The following is a 16,306-nucleotide window of genomic DNA, read 5'->3' as shown; positions in this document are numbered from 1 at the left end:
GATGCTATGAGAGTAAATGTGTCCTTCTTTTATTGTCAAACTATAAAATTCTGAGTTTGTTGTTATTTTTGGTATGAATTATATTTTTCACATCTTCTTGAAATGACTGAATCTTGTTTTTCTTATGCCAAGAAAAATATTGCCTTGATGCTTAGAATTGTCGTCATCAAAATTAAATTGTCTCTTGTTACAAAATTCTATTTTTGATGGTATCTAAATTGACAGAGTATTTAAAGACTACAGGAAATTGTATCGATAATTCCCCAAATCACCCCCTAAATCCCCAACTTTAATAAAGCCAATTTTCTCTTAGAGTTCCAATATTTGCTACAGCAATTTAGGAAATCTTTTTATCCAAATTATAAAAATGGCTTCCTATTTGCAGTGTAATAAACAAAAAGCTACATCACATGCCTTCGCAGATTATACTTATAGAAAACAGCACGAGCCAACAACAATCCATAAAGCCATTACTGGCATTTCAGTTCCCAAACACAGCAGTTAGATCGATGGGGAGTAATATGAAGGCACTAAATTTCTTCGCACAAAGTTCAGATCATAACATCGGGAAAACCTTGGTAATTATAGACCTTGATCTTTCTTCGCTAGAAGGTATAGGTTTTATAGAAACTTTTTCTAGAACCGCACACTATAAAACCTGTAGCGTATTTATCATTTCGGAAAGAGAAGAAATGCAAACCTTAGGAGCGGCACAGCTAAATCAAAACTTCAAATTTTTAGATAGAAAACAGGTTCAAAAAATACACGCATTAATACCTAATAACTAATTAAAATTTATTGCAAGCATTGCATTTTAAAATCACTGGCAAATTGCCAAAGTGCTAGCAATGGGGCTGGGGAAGATTTGACAAAAGCTCAAATTACTTACTCGTTAATTATTAACTACGCAATTAAAAGCGATTTTTTGATGATCTTTTGCTATTAGCAATGTTTTTGTAACTTAGGGCTTAAACCTTATCGAAATGCTTGGAGAACTTAACAAAAGGGCTATCATAGATTTGTTGGAAAACAATTTTATTGGACGTGTAGGATGCCATGCTGATGGCGAAACCTATATTGCGCCAATAAACTACATTTACCGAGACGGTGCTATTTATGCGCATTCTGGGCCGGGAAAAAAGATAGATATGATGCGCAAAACGCCAAAAGTATGCTTTCAGGTGGATGAAATTGACGATACCTTTAGGTGGCAAAGCATCCTTGTGCAGGGAAATTATGAAGAACTAAGCGGTGCTGAACGCCAACAGGTATTACAAGAATTAATTAAGTCGATTAGCAGTAGAAGGGATAAACCGTCTCAAGGGCCCTCGCATGCTATAGACCCAGCACATCAGCAAGAATTAATTGTTTACCGAATAAAAATACAGGAAGCGAGCGGACGTTACGAAACACATTAACATTGTTATTGCCCATTATTTGTTTTGCAAGGTTATTGAGGTAAAGCAAAATGCATTATTTTCAGAATTTATGAATAGGCACCTATTTCCCGACAATTATAGTAATAATCTGGAACTGCATCTATAATTATCAAAGGATTTATTGACCTTATTCTTTTCGTTATTTGCTAGCGTGGCGCCTATTTTCTTCAAAATTTCATTTCGCTCAATATGGGCTTTTCGAACGCTATATAAATTTTTGAGTATAAGGTAAATTAATCCAACCATTAAAATAATCCACACACTTGTAATCAAATTCATTGTTGGCATAGCAGTAATAGGTTAGTTTGTTATAAATTGGTTTTCATTAAAAAGCCCATTTAACGACCTTCTAAATTGCTAAAGTAAATTTATTTTAATTTATTTTATTCTCAAATATTCATAAATAGAAAAACGTTTGTTAACTGATTGTTGTGTTGGTAATAATCGCATTATTAGCCTTGCGTTTACCATATCCTCTGTAAATGATAATGGCAATTCTGCAAAATGCAAACACTACGAGGATGGCAATAGTATTTTCAATCAAATAGTTTTTCCAAAATTCATCCAATTTATCTGGTGTACCTGGTATGCTGATCCAAGAGTTTTCAGGGTCGTCTTCTACATAAACTATATTAATTTTTTGAGGAAGTTTATTTTTGTCCAAATTATATAGATCTAGGTGTAATGTTTTTTCAGAACGCTTTACCAAAACCCCATCCTCTGTTAGAAAATGATAGTCTATATAATCACTACCAAGAAGCGAACTTATTTGTGCAACTTGCCCAGTAGTGGTTTTCCCATACCTAAATAAATCGTATTGTTTAAATGGGCTGATTGGTGGTAGGATAACAAATACTATGCAGCACAACATTAAGCATAGATCAATGCCGGGAGATTTACTAAAGTAAGTGTAGAGTTTGTTAAAATCCATAACAAGAAATTAAATTACTGAATTTAAGCATTTTACTTAAAGATTCAAAATCATCTTTATTGCTACAGTTTTTAAAATACTCTAGCTCCATTACAACGTGGCATCTGCTTGGTCAATTCATTAGTAAAGCATTGGAATCAGTATCAAAATGCTGGAAGTTTATCAAGAAATGAACAGACTGCACATTTTTAGCGGGGAGAAATTTAGCTACATTTACAACAAACGCCTATTTATTTGTTACGCATGAAAAAATCCGTTTTATCATTTTTGATATTTTTTGCTACTAATTATTGTTGTTCGGCACAGTCTTCGGAACTTGGTGGTATAAAATCTAATTTAAATCAAATTAAAGATAGCCTAAGTTACGTTGATGCTCTAAATCGAATGGCGATGCTATGGTACGAAAAGGACATAGATAGTACCTTTTTTTATACCGTAAAGGCTAGGGCGATTTCGGATAGGCTGAGCTATGATAAAGGGAAAGCTGATGCCACTAATAATCTTGGCGTTTTTTTCGACATCAAGGGCAACCTACAATTAGCACTGAGATATTACAACAGTGCATACATAAGTTATGTTAAAATAAAAGATTCTTCCAACCAAGTACAGACAATGATGAATATTGCGATGGTGTACAAACAATTGGGCAGAAACGTGCGAGCTATAGAGCGCTACAATGCGGCATTGAAAATGGGCAACAGTTTAAGTAAAGACTCGATTATGTCATTAGCTATTTATAATTATGTTTTAGAGTTTCCAGAAAAATTTGGCATGGCCGAACGTGTTAAATTTATTAATAGAGCGAAAAACATCGCCACGAGATATAAAGACGGTCGAACACTTCTAGCTATTGAACAGCTGATTGCCGATGAGATGATCAGAAATGGTCAGCGTGAAAAGGGTTTACAGTTATTGTCTAACACAATTGACAGTGCGCTGAATAAGCATCTATATTACGTAAGCATGGATCTGTTTCTAGCCATGGGAGATCATTTAATTGATAAGGATCCGAAACCAGCTATTGTACATTATGAGAAGGGCCTAGCAATCGCCAACGAAAACGGGTACCTTATTTACAGCAAAGTAATGGCTAAAAAATTATTTGATTATTACACAAGCCAAGACGATCACATAATGGCTAACAAATACGGCCAAGATTTAGTTAGCGCTATGGAAAAGCAGGAGGAATTGGCTAATATTTCGGGCGTTGATTACCTTGATTACGCAATAAAGGAACAAGAAGTTCAAACACTGGTTGCAAAGGCTAGATACCAGAAAACATTATCAGTTCTTTCTATTATTGCTTGCTTATTTGCCATTGGTATTACTTTTTTCATACTACAAAACCTAAAACGTACAAAGAGGCTTAACAAACTTATATCAGAGCAGAACAACATCACGAAAGAAACTTTAATTGCACTTGAGAAAAGCGAGTCTGACAATGCAAAAATGATAAAGATAGCAGCGCATGATCTACGGAGCCCAATCGGAGGAATTTATGCTGCGGCCTCGCTGATGATGGAAGATGAAGGTAGAACGACTGACGATATAGAATTATTAGGAGCCATTAAACAATCTGCCGATAATTCGTTAACCCTAGTAAAAGAATTATTGGAGGTACAATTTAGCGGTGAAGATTTTAAGCGGGAACTAGTGGACATTTCAGAAATGTTAAACTACTGTGTTAACTTACTACAGAGTAAGGCCCAAAGTAAGCGTCAAAATTTGCAATTGCAGACGTTCGAACTTAATTTAAAAGGCAGCAGAGAGAAACTCTGGAGGGTGTTAAGCAACCTAATCTCAAATGCAATAAAATTTAGTCCAGATGAAGCGGTAATAAAAATCGGTATGCAAAAAAAACAATATTCGGTTTTAATTAGTGTAGCAGATAGTGAGATTGGTATCTCGGAGGAAATGCAGGATAAGATTTTTGAGCTGTACACAGATGCAAAACGCGAAGGCACTGCAGGAGAGGAAACTTATGGATTGGGGCTATTTATTTCTAAACAGATTGTATTGGCGCACAACGGAAAGATTTGGTGCGAAAGCATTCCGGGCTCAGGTAGTACTTTTTATGTAGAATTGCCTTTGTAACCATTAAATTACTGCGGAATGTTGTTTTGAGCATCGACTTCGAGAATTGTTTATTAACGAAGTTGCTATCAATTATAAGCATCGAGAATTGAACCTATTATTTCAAAATGCTTTTTTTATAAGCAGCTGGCGTACAACCCTTAATTGCATTGAACTGCCTGTAAAATGAAACTTTTGAACTAAAGCCGCTTGAGATTGCTAACTCAGACATACTCATATCGGTACCGTCTGTCATTAACTGTATAGCGTGTTGAATCCGTAATCCATTAATGTAGGTGTAAAAACTTTTACTTAGGCAGGTACTTAAGACTTGGGTTAGATGATGGCTGGGCATCCTTAACAATTTAGCCAAACTATTAAGTGAAAGTGTAGAATCTAAATATGGTTGATTTTTTAAGGTAAATTCATGCAAGCTATGTTTATAAGCCTGTAGCTGTTGTAAAGTTAAGCTAGAGCGCTCGTATTTAGCTACGGTTGGTACAAATTCTTCAGTTCCTACAGTAAGGTCTTGTAGGTTGTCTTCGTTAAAGACAATTGACGTTTTATATTTAAAAATTAAAATTGAGGTTGCAAACATTAAAGAATAAATCATCATAGAAATCAAATCCGTTGCAGCTGCATTGCTTAAAAGTTTATCTCCATATATTGGAACAATGATACTTATTAAACTCATAAATATGAGCAAAAGTATAGCCGGCATTACCATCAGTTTATAACGCTTTAAATTTGAGTTAGAGGCAAGTATGGCACTTATACCATAGCCCGCATATCCAATAAGAGAAATAGGTGTTAGCAAAGCCAGAACAATATTGTAATATAAGTAAAAGCCATTTCCTTCTCCATAAAAAAAGATTAATACCAAACATGCAAACCAAATAAGGCTTGGCAAAGCAAGGTGTGCATAGATTGTTTTCTTTTTGATAGTATTGCGCCTGATAAGCTCAATAGCAATGTAGAGAAGTGGACCATATACCAATACAAATGGCGCTACGGTATTAAAGTAAATGAATTGTATAAAAAAGTGCCTTACAGTAAATACAAAAATAGCATGCAGGAAGAGGTAGATATTCAAAGAAAATATTAACCAATTAAAAGCCTTTTTTTTATTAGCGCTAAACCAAAAATAGAAGTTGCAAAATGTTAGAACGATAGTTGCCAGCAAAAGATATGTTAAGATAGGAAAACTAGCCATACTTTACGCTTATGCTGATTTGCTTTTTTGTTGAATAAAAGCAATAGGTGTTAACCCTGTGTATTCTCTAAAGTATTTGTGAAAAGAAGTTTTAGAATTAAACCCACTTTGATACGCAAGTGATTCTATCGTAAAGTTATTGCCTGTTTTTTGAAGTTCTACAATTGCATAATCTATACGTAGCGTAGCCAAGTAACTATAAAAACTTTTACCTAAATGTTGATTAAAAAGTACAGTAAGATGGTGTTTGGGTATTTTCAGTTCCTTACTAAGTGTTGCTAAGGAAAGGTTTGGATTTAAAAAAGTTTGTTCCCCAATTAAAAAACTCTGCAGTTTATGTTCATATTCTCTAACTTGGTTTAGGTTCAGAATCAATGTATGTTCATCTTGGCCAATTTGTGTTTCTTGAGGTTGCTCTATTTTTGACAATATGGATAATGCGTAAAAAATTAACGTTACCATAACTAGAACTAGTGCATAAATTATAATTCTATAGTCGACTACCATGTCTACTTTCAACACTGCCCAGCATAGATGCATCGTTAAAGAAACTGACGCTATTAGTACGTAAAATCCGCTTATGCCTAACTGTAGGTCATCTAAATGTGCCAGGTCGGCTATTTTTTTTCTCAGCGGGAAACTAGTTGCGATTCCGTAAGCAAATAAGGATATAGGCACCAAAACAAACATTTTTTGATACACGCTATAAAAATATTCAGAAAGGTTGTTACCGAAAGAATTATGATAGCTAGTTAACATAAACATGAACATCATTGCCATAAACGGCGTAAGATGAAAAAGTTTTATGGTTACGCTCTTAATTTTTTGTTCTCTATTATACCGCATCATTAACAATAATGGGCCCAACAACAGCCACGTTGGATTCCACAAACTCATATCGAAAACGATAGTCCAGTCACTATAATTTAATTGGTGTAAAAAATTTAAAATGGAAATTATCGCTATAGCGAATAAATAGTGGGTAGGTCGCGAAAATAATTTGGAATAGAACCGGTACGAAAATAATTCTGACGATAACCGCGAAATAAATACCCCCATTGCTTAATACAAACGTTGCGATTTTGGAGCAAAAAAGCCATGTATGATCGAACAACGTAAATAAAAGGATAATGACTTATTTATTGACATCTTTTCTTGCACGATTACTTTTTACAAATATAAATATTTGGCGCTTTTCCATGTCAAAAACTATTTTTTTTCTGAAAATCAATTTTTAAATATATAGTTTAATATAATTTAATTATTAAACAGAAATCCAATCTGCTAAATATTAACAAGAGATACTGCTCAGATTTAATGTCTAATCATAATAGTTAGGGCAGATTACGGGAATCCGTATAAAAATGAATTAATGCTTTGATAATTTTGAGCAAATAAATTTTATATTCATGCAAGTTCTATCAAAAATTATAATGTATAAATTATTAATAACGATCGGAATCACTACAATAATTGCCGGCTGTAAAAAAAAGGAAGTTGAAGTGCCTACCATTTCGCCAACAACATTTAGTTACGAGGTAAGTTGCAACTATTGCGATATTACTTTTACAGATAAAGACAAACAAACGAAAAAAATTAATAATAATAATGGGCAATGGGTTTATAAAATTCAAACCAATTTTTCTTTAGACTTAAAATTGGTTGTTAAAACGACCACAATGAGTTATCAATCTATAGAAGCATACATTTTAAAAGAAGAAGAAGTAATGTATGGTAACCTAGGTTTCAACAATGCTGAATTATCCTACAATACTTCATCAGGAATTGGGAAGTCTAGTTTCGGTATTTTTACCTCATCAAGCGGTGGCAATACAGGGGGCACCAATGGATCGAGCACTTCCACCACTTGCGGTGCGAGAAATAAGACGGGTGGATATTGCAAAAGAGTTGTCATTGGCGGAGGTAGATGCTGGCAGCACCGATAGTAGCATTATATCGCTTTAAATGAAAGGAATCCATTAGAAAAAAATACTAAATATCAGGTATTAAGCAAATATTCACAGTTGTATAAAATTGCATTAAATTTAGGTATACACTGCAGATTTATACGTGTAAAATCTCATGAAATTATCAGGAAAAAACTCAGTTACTGAGGCATTACAAAAGGAGAGCAATGCAATCAGAATAAAGCAAATCCTTGCTCAAACGACGTATTACGGAAATATATTTACTAAGCTTAAAAAAAACGGCAGGTACAATGAAAGTTTTAGCCTCCATCATAAGCCATCAAAGGCTTAAAGATTATTTTACTTAATACCCTTTAAAAACGATTATAATTAAAAAAATATGGGGCCAATGCTATAGAAACTATCAGCCCCATTTAATTATCCCTAATTGTTGAATTAGCATAGCAAATAGCAAACCAATATAGTTGTTTAAACATCGTTTTAAGTCGATTCAACTTAAGAAAAACCTGGTTACAACGATATGGATAAACATTAGATCAATGGTTATACTATCTTCTTCCAATATAAGTAAATAAAAGTAGATGACAAAGTTAACCAAGGCGAACTCCAATAGGCGTTTAACTTCAAAGCTAGAATGAAATTTTATAAAAAAGAAAACGGGAACCATCCATATCGGACAATTCCCGTTTATCTAAATTAACGCTCTCCATATAAAGACGCTAATTTTTAGCATTTAGTATACTTGCCTATTTTTTTTTACAAGCATAACTTCGCCAGTCCACGGCCATTTTAGTTTAAACATTTTATGTTTAAAAAAAAATAAATAGCAATTTGAAATCATTAGATTTACCTTAGACAAGCCGAACTGCCGATGAATATTTTTGATCCGACAAACTTATTGCCCGATAATGATCAGGAACGTGTATTGGCGCTCGATAAATATGCGATTTTCAATGCACCTAGAGAGAAAGCTTTCGACAACATAGTAAGTTTGGCCCAGGCAATCTTTAAAGTTCCAATTGCTCACCTATCTTTTTTGGATGATAAACACGAGTTTGTAATGGCAAGCGAAGGCTTAGGTCATGTTGGCTTAATACCTAGGGAAGAAAGCCTATGTGCACTAACGGTATTGAGAGCTGATGTGGTAATTATCGAAAATGCGCTCGAAGAACCATTGCTTACTTCGCACCCTTACGTAAATGGAGATTTTGGCTTACGCTTTTATGCAGGAGCACCAATTATTACACCCGACAATTTCGTAATAGGCACGCTATGTTTGGTAGATCAAAAACCAAGAAATTTAAGCGAACATGAAATAACGGTTTTAAAAGAACTTGCAAAAGTTGCCATGGAACAGCTCGAATTGCGAATGGTAAATCTGGAAAAAACTAAAAGCCTTGCTTTGGCAAACCAACGTTTAAAAGAGCAAATTACCCAGAAAGACGAATTTATTGGCATCGTTAGCCACGAATTGCGTACCCCAATTACTGCTTTAAAAGGTTATGTACAAATCTTATCGCGTAAAGCACCTTTAGACGAAAGCATATCGACTAAAATGTTGCAACAGGCAGAAAAAAGCACCGAAAAACTAAACGGTCTTGTCGACGATTTGCTGAGCGTTTCTAAAATCGTGAACAACGTATTGCAATTACATCAAGCACCAACACAGGTTCAGGATTTATTAGACACCTGTTGCCGAACTATCGAGCTTCCAGCAACTCAACAAATTGTAATTTCTGGAGATACCATGCTTAAGGTAAATGTTGATCGTAAGCAGATTGAGAGATTATTGAATAATTTGTTAGACAATGCGATAAAATATGCACCCAATTCTAAAACAATTGAAGTTAAAGTTTTGAAAAAAGGAAACTTTGCAGAAATAACGGTAAGTGATAAAGGCCCGGGAATTATGGCTGAAAAACTTAACCTGCTCTTCGAAAGATATAACCGCTCTTATGATGCTACCACGCAAAGCCACGGATTAGGCCTTGGATTATTCTTTAGCGCTCAACTTATTAAATTACATGGTGGCGAAATTGGCGTGGATTCTAGTCAAGAAAAGGGTAGCAAATTCTGGTTTACCTTACCCCTAGCACAAAATTTCGAAATGAACTAGCAACATTTTTTTATCCGTATATTTACCTATCTTTAGTGGCACAATATTGGAGTGTAACGACAACCTTCGAAACAATAGAATATGGCTGTTTCAACAGATCTTTCCAACTTTCAAGCAGACATTGATAACATCAATCAAATACCAGCTGTTGCTAATATTCTGGAGGTGATATGTAGTGCTACAGGAATGGGCTTTGCCGCTGTGGCAAGGGTTACGCCCGATAGATGGATTGCCTGTGCTGTTAACGATAAAATTGATTTCGGTTTAGCAGTTGGCGGCGAACTAGTGGTAGAAACAACCATTTGTCACGAAATTAGAGAACATAGAAAAGTTGTAGCCATAGACCATGTGGCAGAAGACCCCATATACAAAGACCACCCTACGCCAGCAATGTATGGGCTCCAAAGCTATATTTCCATACCAATTTCCCTTAAAAATGGCGAGCTGTTCGGAACTTTATGCGCAATAGACCCTAAACCAGCTTTCGTAAATAATGAAAAAACAATTAAAATGTTTTCGCTTTTTGCCGAACTCATTGCCTTTCACCTCGATACGCTACAGCAACTGAGCAGAACAGAACTCAAACTTAAACAAGAGCAAAAAAACACCGAATTAAGAGAGCAATTTATTGCCATGCTGGGCCACGATTTAAGAAACCCGGTTCACGCCATCTCAAATTCTGTTCAACTGCTATTAAGAAGCGACCTTACGGAAAGACAGCTTAGATTAAGCACAATTATACAAGACGCCAGCTATAGAACTAGAGGTTTAATAGACAATATTCTTGATTTTGCCAGCGGAAGGCTTGGCGGTGGCATAAAACTAAGTTTCGACAACGACCATTCTTTGGAAACCGCCTTGCAGCAAGTAGTTACAGAGTTGCAAATGGCTTATCCAAATGCAATCATAGAAGCCAAATTCGCTCACGAAGCTGATACTAAAGCTGATTATAAACGCATTGCGCAATTGTTTTCTAATCTTTTAGGTAATGCACTAACGCATGGTAATGCGCAAGAACCGATTGTGGTAAATACCAAAGACGAAAATGGCTATTTTAACCTATGGGTAGAAAATAGTGGCACCAAAATAAGCGAAGAAGCACTAATACATCTGTTTAAACCGTTCTCCAGAGGAAAAATCCATAAAGGAAACGAGGGCTTGGGCCTTGGACTGTTTATCGCAAAAGAAATAGCCAATGCACATAATGGTTTTTTGGAAGTGTATTCTGATGACTCCAAAACTTCATTTACCCTTCGAATCCCAAGATCACACACACCGATAGCGAGCTAATTTTGGCGATTCAGCCTACATCAAAAAAATTTGTTTATCTTCATTTAAATAAAGAATAGGGATTAACATTTCGCTTAATTATCGCTCAATGAAAACTGCTGCGCAACCCAAATGTTCTCCAGAAGAAATCTCCTATCGCAATCAACGAAGAAGCGTTGGCATATTGGGTATTATGCTTCCCTTTGCATTAATTATTTATACCTATCTGCAAGGTTGCAAAGAAATACAGCCTTCAATTAGCCAGTATTTTTATAGTACAGCTGGAATACTATTGGTGGGCGTATTGAGCGCCGTAGGTTTATTTCTTATTAGCTACAAAGGGACACAAAAGATTGATGACATTATTACAAATCTAGCGGGAGTATTTGCGCTGGGTATAGCCTTTTTCCCAACAGATACCGATCTTAACAGCAAATGTTTACTGTTCACTTTTCCCGCAAATAAAGTGGTAACTACTGTACATTACGTTTCTGCAGCCTTATTTTTTATCAGCCTTGCTGCTAACTCATTTTTTCTGTTTACCAGAACCGATAAGAAGATGATTACGCTGCAAAAACAACAAAGAAATCATGTGTACAAAACCTGTGGTATTCTTATCATCGTTTTTGTAGCATTGGTTCCGGTTTGCAATATCGAAAAAGTAAAAATCTGGCTCAACCTACCCTACGCAACCTTCGCGTTAGAGGCACTAGCTTTGTTAACTTTTGGCATATCTTGGTTAATAAAAGGCGATACTTTATTGCAAGACAAAGCACATACGCAAATGGTAAAAGCCAATCCTGCTGATGTGGTTTCTCCCAATGCCAAATAATTTTATTCGTATCGATAGGCATAATAAAATAACTGTTTATCAGATTGTTACCTTAGCAAAAAACTGAAAAGACTTCTGCCTTGTTATAATTAAGATCGCTACACTAATCAATTTTTTATGAAGCAGCTCAGATATTTTACATTGCAGTTATTGCTACTTTTATCTATCACCATATCAACCTCATGCCAATCTTCCGATAACTTCGGCGGTGTGTATGCAGGTGTAAAACTTAGTTTGAACCCATTGGGCGGAGGTATGAATCGTTCGGATGAGGTTTTCTTGTTCCGCAAAGACAAAACGTTTACCGACCAGCTGGATAAAAAAGACTGGAAAACGGCGGTAAGGGGCAAGTATGAAATTAAGGGATCTGAAATTTACCTTTTGTATGCCAATGGCGATAAAGACCAATTCATGATTACCAAAGGTGGCAACCTAGACGCGGGAACTTATGTGCTCTTTAAAATGGATTTAGACAATAGCGTACCTAAAGGTTCGTACAAATTTAAATTTATTAATGGAAGCGGCGGTATGGCAACCGGAACTACCTATGTAGGCACAAGCACACAAATGGAATTGAATTTTGATGGAACTGGCAATTTTACTACAGACAGACAGTCAACTACTGTAATATCGGGAAATAATATAGGTGGGGGCACCAATACCAAAAGCGATGGAAAAGGAAAATACACCGTTAAAGATGGTACGCTAACGCTTATTTACGATAACGGCAACAACACCACACATAGTTTTTTTGCAAGTGCTGGCAACGGAAAAAATAAGGCGATGGCGGTAATAGATGGTAGCTTTTACTTTACGGATAGTGATAACGATAAAAAAGAAACTAATACTAAACTTCCCAGTGCAAGCGAAGTTCTTAAAAAGGTTAGGGAGGTTTATGGTGGCGCTGCCCTCGACGAGCTTAAGACTTACACCGTTGAAGCAGAATTTAATGGTATAAAATTAGTTTCATATAATGATCTGGTAGAAAATAGGTTTCGTAACGAGATGTTTAACAAAGGCAAACTAATAGCTGTTGAGCAAATTACTGCCAACGGAGGCTGGTTATGGAACAATGGAATAAAAACCATTGCCAATAATGAACGTCTTCAAGAGGTAAAATATAACGATTACATCGGCTTAACTGGTCTTCAACAAAAGAACAATGTTGCATTTGCAAAGGGTACGGTACAAGCGAACAAAGATGGTTACGCTGTAGCATTTCAGGCTGGTGGACATAATTTCGAATATCTCTTGGATCGTAACTATAATATTTTAGGAGATAGTTATCAAATAGGCAAGAAAATGCAAATTAATACCTATAGCAACAACAAAACGGTAAATGGTATAAAAATGCCTTTTACTACCGTTACGAGTAATGGCGATACCAAAGTAGAGATAAACTACAAAAGCATTGAAGTGAATAAACCCCTAAATACCAATTGGCGAGAACTTTAAACTTGTCTAAAGCCACAAAACTATGTAAATGAGCTAAGTAAATAAACCTAGAACGTTCCTTTTGTCATTCAGAGCGACGCGAAGAATCTATTTCAAAGATTTTTATCGTTTATAAATCAATTTTTAAAAGAAAACGGGAACCATCCATAATGGACAATTCCCGTTTATCTAAATTAACGCTCTCCATATAAAGACGCTCTATTGGAAGATTTATTGTAGCACATCTAAAAAAAATCAAATATTTTTTTCATTAGTTGGCGCAACATAGCTAAAGCAAAGATGAAGCATAGTTCAAGTAGGGATCAAGTATAGATGATTACTGTAATAGTACTAATTCATAAATCGCTTTTTCAGAAGTAAACGTTCCAACATCATCAAAAAAACCAAACCGGATCTTGTTTGAGCTTCACCACAGTTCATTATTAGTCGCACTCAAAAAAGCACAAAGCTCCACAAACTGGCGTCGCCAAAATCCAATCTTTTGCATTGTTCGTATATCAAACTATACGTAACCCTTAAATTAACTCATATGAAAAACTTTTTCAAAACTTCAATAGTAGCGATTGCATTAATGCTTTCTGTAGCTGCTCAATCAGATGCCCAAGAAATGACAACAGTTGACAAATCTTCTAACGGCATGAATTTTAAAATTGGTATTGGCGCAAGTGGTGGTATTCCAACAAAATCATCTCCTTTTGATTATGCTTTAGGATTAGACTTGCAATTACAATGGATGTTAATGGATAATTTGGCCATCACAGCTTCTGGTGGTTATACCCGCTTTATGGTAGACGGTGCAGACGACATCGGTTTTATTCCGGCAATAGGTGGCGTAAAAGCTTATCCTGGTATAGGTGGAATGTACTTGAGTGGTAACGTTGGTGCCGGCTTCCCTATTGAAGATGGTGGCAAGGTAAACTTTGTATTTGGTGGTGGTGTAGGCTACGACTGGAACAGCGGTTTGTCTCTTGGCGCTAGATACGAAGGATGGCAACAAAACGGTGCTTCTAGCACTTATGTACCCGTAAAAATGGCCGGACAGTTTGCCTTGCGTTTAGGCTACAACTTCAAACTTTAACAGTTAATTACAATATAAAAAAACCTCTTTCGGGAGGTTTTTTTATTATATCTCCATTGGCTAAATAAAGAAATTACATCGCTCCTATTTCCTTTGCAACCGCCTCCTTGAAGCTATCTCCAATAGGTATTTCCATATCCCCTAAATGCACTTCATTTTTACCAATTGCCGTTACATAGGTTTTATTAACCAGGTAAGAACGCTGCACTCTTAAAAAACTGTCATCTGGTAATAAATCGCACAGATACTTCATTGTCATGTGCACAATCAAATTCCCGCTTTTAGTATAAAGCATAATGTAATCCTTTATAGATTGTGCATAGCGTAAATCTTGGTGTAACACCTTTTGTAGTTTACCAGATACCTTAAAATAAGTGTAGTTCTTTGTCTCTGTTAATTCTATCGGTTTAAGCTTAAAAAGCTTCGCCAAACTCTTATCGAACCGTTCTTTCGTAATTGGTTTTAGCAGATAATCTACCGCTTCTAATTCATAGCTTGCAACAGCATATTCTGCATAGGCTGTGGTAAATATTATAGCTGGCGGATTTTTAAGCGATTTTAAAAAGTCAATTCCATTTAGTGCCGGCATTTTAATATCCAAAAACATTAAATCTATTTTATCGCTATGCAAAACTTCGAAAGCTTCAAATGCCGTACTACACTTTTTAACTAAGCAAAGCTGATTAGCTTGTAACACATAGGCTTCTAAAATATCCTGCGCCAAAGGCTCGTCATCAACAATGAGGCAATTTATCATACCATATCTAAAGTTAAATTCACCTGATAAACCCTTTCAGTTTTAGCTATCTCCAACTTATGCTTTCCCGGGTACAGAATTTCCAGTCGCTTTTTCACATTTGTTAAACCTATACCGCCAATATTCACTTTCGTTGCAGCTACGCTATTAGCAACGTCTAGCGTAAGCTCATCGCCGGTTTTACAGATTACAATATGAACAAAACCTTCGTTTTCTTCTTCGGCTATGCCATGTTTAAATGCATTTTCTATGAAAGGCAAAAATAATAACGGGCTTATTTTACTGCCTGAGTCGATTCCCTGTACATCAAAATCAATTTTTATAGCAGAGCGATACCGAATATTTTCTACAGCTACATAGTTTCTTAAAAACTCGATTTCGTCTTTTAACAATACTAGTTTTTCATCGACCTTGTATAACATGTAGCGCATCATTTCTGCCAATTTAGCAACTAAGGGCGCTGTATCTTTAGACTGCTTTAGCGCTAAACCATATATATTGTTTAATGTGTTAAAGAAAAAATGTGGTTGCAATTGTGCTTTTAAATAGGTTAGCTCAGACATTAATTGTTGTTCTTTTAAAGCTTTTAACTGCTCTTTTTGCCTTGCCGAATGAATAAAATACGCTAAAAAACTAACTCCTGCTAACTGTGTCATCATATAGCTTAATGTAAAACCAAGCCTTTTCAAATGATACCATTTTATAGCATCGCTTCTTATCTTGTCAGAAAGAAAACTTAATTCAGAAATTAACAAATAACTTCCTTTTTTGTAGAAATAATGAGAAACTAAAAATGAAACAATTAATACGGCAAACATCCATATTTTATTACTTTTTAGGCAGAATTTTAAAGCCCAATAAAAAACCAGAAATACGATGATGTTACACGTCCCGTAAACTATGCTAAATTCTAATTCGCCAGACGGAATTCCTATATAATTTCTTTCCCAGAAATTATATTCAAAATTAGATAGCAAACTAATGCCATAAAAATACACCAGAAAGAAAACGACTTCTATTTTAGTGTACTTATCAAACTTAAAAAGTGTTTTTGCCACGCAAGCAAGGTAAAAATAATTTTTATCACGTACTTTAAACCTAAATTATTTTTCGACTAACCCTATGTTTTTTTCGACTAATCCACTGTAAATTTTATCCGTCGAATTGCTAATTGGCTTGGTCTAATTTTCACGATTATTTGAAAATGCATAACTA

15 protein-coding genes are annotated in these 16,306 nt (G+C 35.4%); 10 read left to right on the top strand and 5 right to left on the bottom strand.

What is annotated here, in order from left to right; translation table 11 throughout:
* Positions 1 to 410 precede the first annotated feature (410 nt).
* On the top strand, positions 411 to 788 hold the full coding sequence (locus tag DUT69_RS04845; RefSeq protein WP_113651980.1) for a response regulator: 378 nt from the start codon (positions 411 to 413) through the stop codon (positions 786 to 788).
* A gap of 195 nt (positions 789 to 983) precedes the next feature.
* The gene (locus DUT69_RS04840; RefSeq protein WP_113651979.1) at positions 984 to 1,418 is read left to right on the top strand and encodes a pyridoxamine 5'-phosphate oxidase family protein; all 435 of its coding nucleotides are present in this window, start codon (positions 984 to 986) and stop codon (positions 1,416 to 1,418) included.
* A gap of 439 nt (positions 1,419 to 1,857) precedes the next feature.
* Here DUT69_RS04840 and DUT69_RS04835 read toward each other — a convergent pair whose 3' ends face one another.
* Positions 1,858 to 2,370 (bottom strand): hypothetical protein, encoded by a 513-nt coding sequence (locus DUT69_RS04835; protein ID WP_113651978.1) that lies wholly within the window; start codon positions 2,368 to 2,370, stop codon positions 1,858 to 1,860.
* A 243-nt stretch (positions 2,371 to 2,613) separates the two neighbouring features.
* Here DUT69_RS04835 and DUT69_RS04830 point away from each other — a divergent pair, with 243 nt between their 5' ends.
* Positions 2,614 to 4,464, top strand: coding sequence for a tetratricopeptide repeat-containing sensor histidine kinase (locus tag DUT69_RS04830; RefSeq protein WP_113651977.1), 1,851 nt, complete (start codon positions 2,614 to 2,616; stop codon positions 4,462 to 4,464).
* 97 nt (positions 4,465 to 4,561) lie between these two features.
* On the opposite strand, the gene DUT69_RS04825 is transcribed toward DUT69_RS04830, so the two are convergent.
* Both DUT69_RS04825 and DUT69_RS04820 read right to left on the bottom strand, forming a co-directional pair.
* On the bottom strand, positions 4,562 to 5,536 hold the full coding sequence (locus DUT69_RS04825) for a helix-turn-helix domain-containing protein (protein WP_162796176.1): 975 nt from the start codon (positions 5,534 to 5,536) through the stop codon (positions 4,562 to 4,564).
* A gap of 129 nt (positions 5,537 to 5,665) precedes the next feature.
* Complete coding sequence (locus DUT69_RS04820) at positions 5,666 to 6,553, bottom strand: helix-turn-helix domain-containing protein (protein ID WP_162796175.1); 888 nt, start codon at positions 6,551 to 6,553, stop codon at positions 5,666 to 5,668.
* 536 nt (positions 6,554 to 7,089) lie between these two features.
* On the opposite strand from DUT69_RS04820, the gene DUT69_RS04815 reads away from it, so the two are divergent.
* The 7 genes from DUT69_RS04815 to DUT69_RS04790 all read left to right on the top strand — a co-directional run bounded on the left by DUT69_RS04815 (position 7,090) and on the right by DUT69_RS04790 (position 14,334).
* On the top strand, positions 7,090 to 7,602 hold the full coding sequence (locus DUT69_RS04815; RefSeq protein ID WP_113651974.1) for a hypothetical protein: 513 nt from the start codon (positions 7,090 to 7,092) through the stop codon (positions 7,600 to 7,602).
* Between the two features lie 136 nt (positions 7,603 to 7,738).
* Complete coding sequence (locus DUT69_RS19160) at positions 7,739 to 7,915, top strand: hypothetical protein (RefSeq protein WP_162796174.1); 177 nt, start codon at positions 7,739 to 7,741, stop codon at positions 7,913 to 7,915.
* 540 nt (positions 7,916 to 8,455) lie between these two features.
* On the top strand, positions 8,456 to 9,700 hold the full coding sequence (locus tag DUT69_RS04810; protein WP_113651973.1) for a GAF domain-containing sensor histidine kinase: 1,245 nt from the start codon (positions 8,456 to 8,458) through the stop codon (positions 9,698 to 9,700).
* A gap of 81 nt (positions 9,701 to 9,781) precedes the next feature.
* Positions 9,782 to 10,990, top strand: coding sequence for a GAF domain-containing sensor histidine kinase (locus tag DUT69_RS04805; RefSeq protein WP_113651972.1), 1,209 nt, complete (start codon positions 9,782 to 9,784; stop codon positions 10,988 to 10,990).
* Between the two features lie 88 nt (positions 10,991 to 11,078).
* The gene (locus DUT69_RS04800) at positions 11,079 to 11,801 is read left to right on the top strand and encodes a hypothetical protein (RefSeq protein ID WP_113651971.1); all 723 of its coding nucleotides are present in this window, start codon (positions 11,079 to 11,081) and stop codon (positions 11,799 to 11,801) included.
* Between the two features lie 117 nt (positions 11,802 to 11,918).
* On the top strand, positions 11,919 to 13,256 hold the full coding sequence (locus DUT69_RS04795) for a hypothetical protein (protein ID WP_113651970.1): 1,338 nt from the start codon (positions 11,919 to 11,921) through the stop codon (positions 13,254 to 13,256).
* A 529-nt stretch (positions 13,257 to 13,785) separates the two neighbouring features.
* On the top strand, positions 13,786 to 14,334 hold the full coding sequence (locus DUT69_RS04790; protein ID WP_113651969.1) for a hypothetical protein: 549 nt from the start codon (positions 13,786 to 13,788) through the stop codon (positions 14,332 to 14,334).
* A gap of 73 nt (positions 14,335 to 14,407) precedes the next feature.
* On the opposite strand, the gene DUT69_RS04785 is transcribed toward DUT69_RS04790, so the two are convergent.
* Both DUT69_RS04785 and DUT69_RS04780 read right to left on the bottom strand, forming a co-directional pair.
* Positions 14,408 to 15,091 carry a LytR/AlgR family response regulator transcription factor gene (locus DUT69_RS04785; protein ID WP_113651968.1) on the bottom strand — a complete coding sequence of 228 codons (684 nt, stop codon included), beginning with the start codon at positions 15,089 to 15,091 and terminating at the stop codon, positions 14,408 to 14,410.
* Entirely contained in the window at positions 15,088 to 16,149 is a 1,062-nt protein-coding gene (locus DUT69_RS04780) for a sensor histidine kinase (protein ID WP_113651967.1), read from the bottom strand. Before DUT69_RS04780 ends, DUT69_RS04785 begins: the two co-directional genes overlap by 4 nt.
* Positions 16,150 to 16,306 lie beyond the last annotated feature (157 nt).

It is taken from the genome of Pedobacter namyangjuensis (assembly GCF_003313325.1).
GTDB lineage: Bacteria > Bacteroidota > Bacteroidia > Sphingobacteriales > Sphingobacteriaceae > Pedobacter > Pedobacter namyangjuensis.
This window is presented reverse-complemented; position numbering and strand designations above follow the sequence as displayed.